This is a genomic window from Plantactinospora sp. GCM10030261, from assembly GCF_042666615.1.
GTDB lineage: Bacteria > Actinomycetota > Actinomycetes > Mycobacteriales > Micromonosporaceae > KBS50.
In genome coordinates this window covers 1-5532 of the sequence record NZ_JBHTDD010000060.1, presented here as the reverse complement: position 1 = coordinate 5532, position 5532 = coordinate 1, and the positions used below count along the sequence as shown (strand labels likewise).

Here is a 5532-nt window from a genome sequence, read left to right as displayed (position 1 = left end):
TTGGTGGTGTGTGGTTGTTCTTTGAGAACTCAACAGGGTGCTTTGTGATGCCAGTGCCAATTATGGTTTTATGCCCCGTTCCTGGCTGGTCTTGATGGCTGGTTGGGGTGGGATTCCTTTGGCAACATTTGTTTGTTGTTGGGGTTGATTTTCTGACAGGTTTTTGTTGGAGAGTTTGATCCTGGCTCAGGACGAACGCTGGCGGCGTGCTTAACACATGCAAGTCGAGCGGAAAGGCCCTTCGGGGTACTCGAGCGGCGAACGGGTGAGTAACACGTGAGTAACCTGCCCTAGGCTTTGGGATAACCCTCGGAAACGGGGGCTAATACCGGATATGACTCCTTGTCGCATGGTGGGGGGTGTAAAGGTTTATTCTGGCTTGGGATGGGCTCGCGGCCTATCAGCTTGTTGGTGGGGTGATGGCCTACCAAGGCGGTGACGGGTAGCCGGCCTGAGAGGGCGACCGGCCACACTGGGACTGAGACACGGCCCAGACTCCTACGGGAGGCAGCAGTGGGGAATATTGCACAATGGGCGGAAGCCTGATGCAGCGACGCCGCGTGAGGGATGACGGCCTTCGGGTTGTAAACCTCTTTCAGCTCCGACGAAGCGTAAGTGACGGTAGGAGCAGAAGAAGCGCCGGCCAACTACGTGCCAGCAGCCGCGGTAAGACGTAGGGCGCGAGCGTTGTCCGGATTTATTGGGCGTAAAGAGCTCGTAGGCGGCTTGTTGCGTCGACTGTGAAAACCCGCGGCTCAACTGCGGGCCTGCAGTCGATACGGGCAGGCTAGAGTTCGGTAGGGGAGACTGGAATTCCTGGTGTAGCGGTGAAATGCGCAGATATCAGGAGGAACACCGGTGGCGAAGGCGGGTCTCTGGGCCGATACTGACGCTGAGGAGCGAAAGCGTGGGGAGCGAACAGGATTAGATACCCTGGTAGTCCACGCTGTAAACGTTGGGCGCTAGGTGTGGGGGGCCTCTCCGGTTCTCTGTGCCGCAGCTAACGCATTAAGCGCCCCGCCTGGGGAGTACGGCCGCAAGGCTAAAACTCAAAGGAATTGACGGGGGCCCGCACAAGCGGCGGAGCATGCGGATTAATTCGATGCAACGCGAAGAACCTTACCTGGGTTTGACATGGCCGCAAAACCTGCAGAGATGTGGGGTCCTTCGGGGGCGGTCACAGGTGGTGCATGGCTGTCGTCAGCTCGTGTCGTGAGATGTTGGGTTAAGTCCCGCAACGAGCGCAACCCTCGTTCGATGTTGCCAGCGCGTTATGGCGGGGACTCATCGAAGACTGCCGGGGTCAACTCGGAGGAAGGTGGGGATGACGTCAAGTCATCATGCCCCTTATGTCCAGGGCTTCACGCATGCTACAATGGCTGGTACAATGGGTTGCGATACCGTGAGGTGGAGCGAATCCCAAAAAGCCGGTCTCAGTTCGGATCGGGGTCTGCAACTCGACCCCGTGAAGTCGGAGTCGCTAGTAATCGCAGATCAGCAACGCTGCGGTGAATACGTTCCCGGGCCTTGTACACACCGCCCGTCACGTCACGAAAGTCGGCAACACCCGAAGCCCATGGCCTAACCGGTTTTCCGGGGGGAGTGGTCGAAGGTGGGGCTGGCGATTGGGACGAAGTCGTAACAAGGTAGCCGTACCGGAAGGTGCGGCTGGATCACCTCCTTTCTAAGGAGCACCATCCAGCGAAGGCTGGTATGGAGCCCGCGCCGCCTGTTCGTGGTGGTGGGGTGCTCGTTTGGCGGAGACACTGGCGTAGTCACGTGGTCGGCAACGGCTGCTCACATCTAGTACGGCCATCCTGGCTGGTTCCTTCCTCTTGGGGGAGGGGCTGGTGTCTGGGGGTGGTGTGGAGGGGTGGTGGGTGGTGCGGCTGGTTGGTGGCGGTGGGGCACCCTGTTGGGTCCTGAAGGAACAACTGCGTGTGTGGTGGGCCGGTGGGTCTGCTGGTGGTTGTTGCTTTGGTGCCAGGTGCGGCTTGGCTTCGCATACCGGATCTTGCTCTTGTGGGTTGTGGCTTGTCACTGTGGTGGTGGGTTGCGGCTTGGTTGGGGGTGGGGTTGCTGGTGTGGGGTGGTGGGTCGTGGGTTGGTTGTTTGTTGAGATGTGCATAGTGGACGCGAGCATCTTTGTGGTCAAGTTGTCAAGGGCGGACGGTGGATGCCTTGGCACCAGGAGCCGATGAAGGACGTGGGAGGCCGCGATAGGCCTGGGGGAGCTGTCAACCGAGCTGTGATCCCAGGGTGTCCGAATGGGGGAACCTGGCACCAGTTGTGTGGTGTCACCCGCACCTGAATTCATAGGGTGTGTGGAGGGAACGCGGGGAAGTGAAACATCTCAGTACCCGTAGGAAGAGAAAACAATTGTGATTCCGTGAGTAGTGGCGAGCGAAAGCGGATTGAGGCTAAACCGGTCGTGTGTGATACCTGTCAGGGGTTGCGCGGTCGGGGTTGTGGGACCCTGCTTGAGCATGCTGACACATGTTCGGGGAGTGATAAAGCTGCATGCTAGCTGAACAGTCTGGGAAGGCTGACCGTAGTCGGTGATAGTCCGGTAGGTGAAAGTGTGTGGCCTCTTTTGTGGGTGTTCCCGAGTAGCGGCGGACTCCTGAAATCTGCCGTGAATCTGCCAGGACCACCTGGTAAGCCTAAATACTTCCTGGTGACCGATAGCGGACGAGTACCGTGAGGGAATGGTGAAAAGTACCCCGGGAGGGGAGTGAAATAGTACCTGAAACCGTTCGCCTACAATCCGTCAGAGCCTGTCTTTTGGGGTGGGTGATGGCGTGCCTTTTGAAGAATGAGCCTGCGAGTTAGTGGCATGTGGCGAGGTTAACCCGGGTGGGGTAGCCGTAGCGAAAGCGAGTCTGAAGAGGGCGTTGAGTCGCGTGTTCTAGACCCGAAGCGGAGTGATCTAGCCATGGGCAGGCTGAAGCGTGGGTAAGACCGCGTGGAGGGCCGAACCCACCAACGTTGAAAAGTTGGGGGATGACCTGTGGTTAGGGGTGAAAGGCCAATCAAACTCCGTGATAGCTGGTTCTCCCCGAAATGCATTTAGGTGCAGCGTTGCGTGTTTCTTGCCGGAGGTAGAGCACTGGATGGTCTAGGGGGCCTACAAGCTTACTGAAATCAGCCAAACTCCGAATGCCGGTAAGTGAGAGCGTGGCAGTGAGACTGCGGGGGATAAGCTTCGTAGTCGAGAGGGAAACAGCCCAGATCACCAGCTAAGGCCCCTAAGCGTGTGCTAAGTGGAAAAGGATGTGGGGTCGCATAGACAACCAGGAGGTTGGCTTAGAAGCAGCCATCCTTTAAAGAGTGCGTAATAGCTCACTGGTCAAGTGGTTCCGCGCCGACAATGTAGCGGGGCTCAAGCACACCGCCGAAGCTGTGGCATTCACACGTGTACTCGGTGCGGATTCTTCGGAGTTTGCATCCAGGTGTGTGGGTGGGTAGGGGAGCGTCGTGCCCGCGGTGAAGCAGCAGGGTGACCTAGCTGTGGAGGGGGCACGAGTGAGAATGCAGGCATGAGTAGCGAAAGAAGGGTGAGAAACCCTTCCGCCGGATGACCAAGGGTTCCAGGGCCAGGTTAATCCGCCCTGGGTGAGTCGGGGCCTAAGGCGAGGCCGAGAGGCGTAGTCGATGGATAACGGGTTGATATTCCCGTACCCGCGTAGGAGCGCCCGTGATGAACCTCGTTGTGCTAACCATCCAAACCGGTCGAGACCTTCGGGTTGAGGTTGGGGAGGGTGGGAACCTGGCGGGTAGTAGTCAAGCGATGGGGTGACGCAGGAAGGTAGCTGAGCCCGGCCGGTGGTTGTGCCGGGGTAAGCGTGTAGCCCGTGCCATAGGTAAATCCGTGGCGCATGTGGGTGAGACGTGATGCCGAGCCGATTCAGGTGAAGTCAGTGATCCTATGCTGCCGAGAAAAGCCTCTAGCGAGTTCCTGGGCGGCCCGTACCCTAAACCGACACAGGTGGTCAGGTAGAGAATACCAAGGCGATCGGGTGAACTGTGGTTAAGGAACTCGGCAAATTGCCCCCGTAACTTAGGGAGAAGGGGGGCCGGACACGTGAAGCGACACGCTCGTGGAGCGTGGTATGGCCGCAGAGACCAGGGGGAAGCGACTGTTTACTAAAAACACAGGTCCATGCGAAGAAGTAATTCGATGTATATGGACTGACGCCTGCCCGGTGCTGGAACGTTAAGGGGACCGGTTAGTCTTTCGGGGCGAAGCTGAGAACTTAAGCGCCAGTAAACGGCGGTGGTAACTATAACCATCCTAAGGTAGCGAAATTCCTTGTCGGGTAAGTTCCGACCTGCACGAATGGCGTAACGACTTCCCTACTGTCTCAACCACAGGCCCGGCGAAATTGCACTACGAGTAAAGATGCTCGTTACGCGCGGCAGGACGGAAAGACCCCGGGACCTTTACTATAGCTTGACATTGGTATTCGAATCGGCTTGTGTAGGATAGGTGGGAGCCGGTGAAGTCTCAACGCCAGTTGAGGTGGAGGCAATCTTGAAATACCACTCTGGTGGATTTGGGTATCTAACTTCGGGCCGTGATCCGGTTCAGGGACAGTGTCTGGTGGGTAGTTTAACTGGGGCGGTTGCCTCCTAAAGGGTAACGGAGGCGCCCAAAGGTTCCCTCAGCCTGGTTGGCAATCAGGTGTTGAGTGCAAGTACACAAGGGAGCTTGACTGTGAGACTGACAGGTCGAGCAGGGACGAAAGTCGGGACTAGTGATCCGGCACTTGCGTGTGGAAGCGGTGTCGCTCAACGGATAAAAGGTACCCCGGGGATAACAGGCTGATCTTCCCCAAGAGTCCATATCGACGGGATGGTTTGGCACCTCGATGTCGGCTCGTCGCATCCTGGGGCTGTAGCAGGTCCCAAGGGTTGGGCTGTTCGCCCATTAAAGCGGTACGCGAGCTGGGTTTAGAACGTCGTGAGACAGTTCGGTCCCTATCCGCCGTGCGCGTAGGATACTTGAGAAGGGCTGTCCCTAGTACGAGAGGACCGGGACGGACGAACCTCTGGTGTGCCAGTTGTCCCGCCAGGGGCACGGCTGGTTAGCTACGTTCGGAAGGGATAACCGCTGAAAGCATCTAAGCGGGAAGCTCGCTTCAAGATGAGGTATCCCACCCTGGTAACAGGGGTAAGGCCCCCAGCTAGACCACTGGGTTGATAGGCCGGAGATGTAAGCCCGGTAACGGGTTCAGTCGACCGGTACTAATAGGCCGAGGACTTGACCTACAAAGCTGCTACGCGTCCACTATGCACCTCTGAACAAACAAACCCCCCCACACACGTGTGGCAGGCAGGTGTTTGACATGTTCATAGAGTTACGGCGGTCATAGCGGAGGGGAAACGCCCGGTAACATTCCGAACCCGGAAGCTAAGCCCTCCAGCGCCGATGGTACTGCACCCGGGAGGGTGTGGGAGAGTAGGACGCCGCCGGACAATCATCCAGTCGAGGGCCACCCGGTAAAGGGTGGCCCTCAACTGCGTTTCCAC

The 5532-nt window shown here is 57.9% G+C and carries 3 rRNA genes; all 3 read left to right on the top strand.

From position 1 onward, the window contains the following. Positions 1–163 precede the first annotated feature (163 nt). Positions 164–1684 (top strand): 16S ribosomal RNA (locus ACFQUZ_RS32295). 465 nt (positions 1685–2149) lie between these two features. Further along, positions 2150–5271, top strand: a 23S ribosomal RNA gene (locus ACFQUZ_RS32290). A gap of 90 nt (positions 5272–5361) precedes the next feature. Further along, positions 5362–5478, top strand: a 5S ribosomal RNA gene (gene rrf / locus ACFQUZ_RS32285). Together the 16S, 23S and 5S rRNA genes form the textbook arrangement of a ribosomal RNA operon. Positions 5479–5532 lie beyond the last annotated feature (54 nt).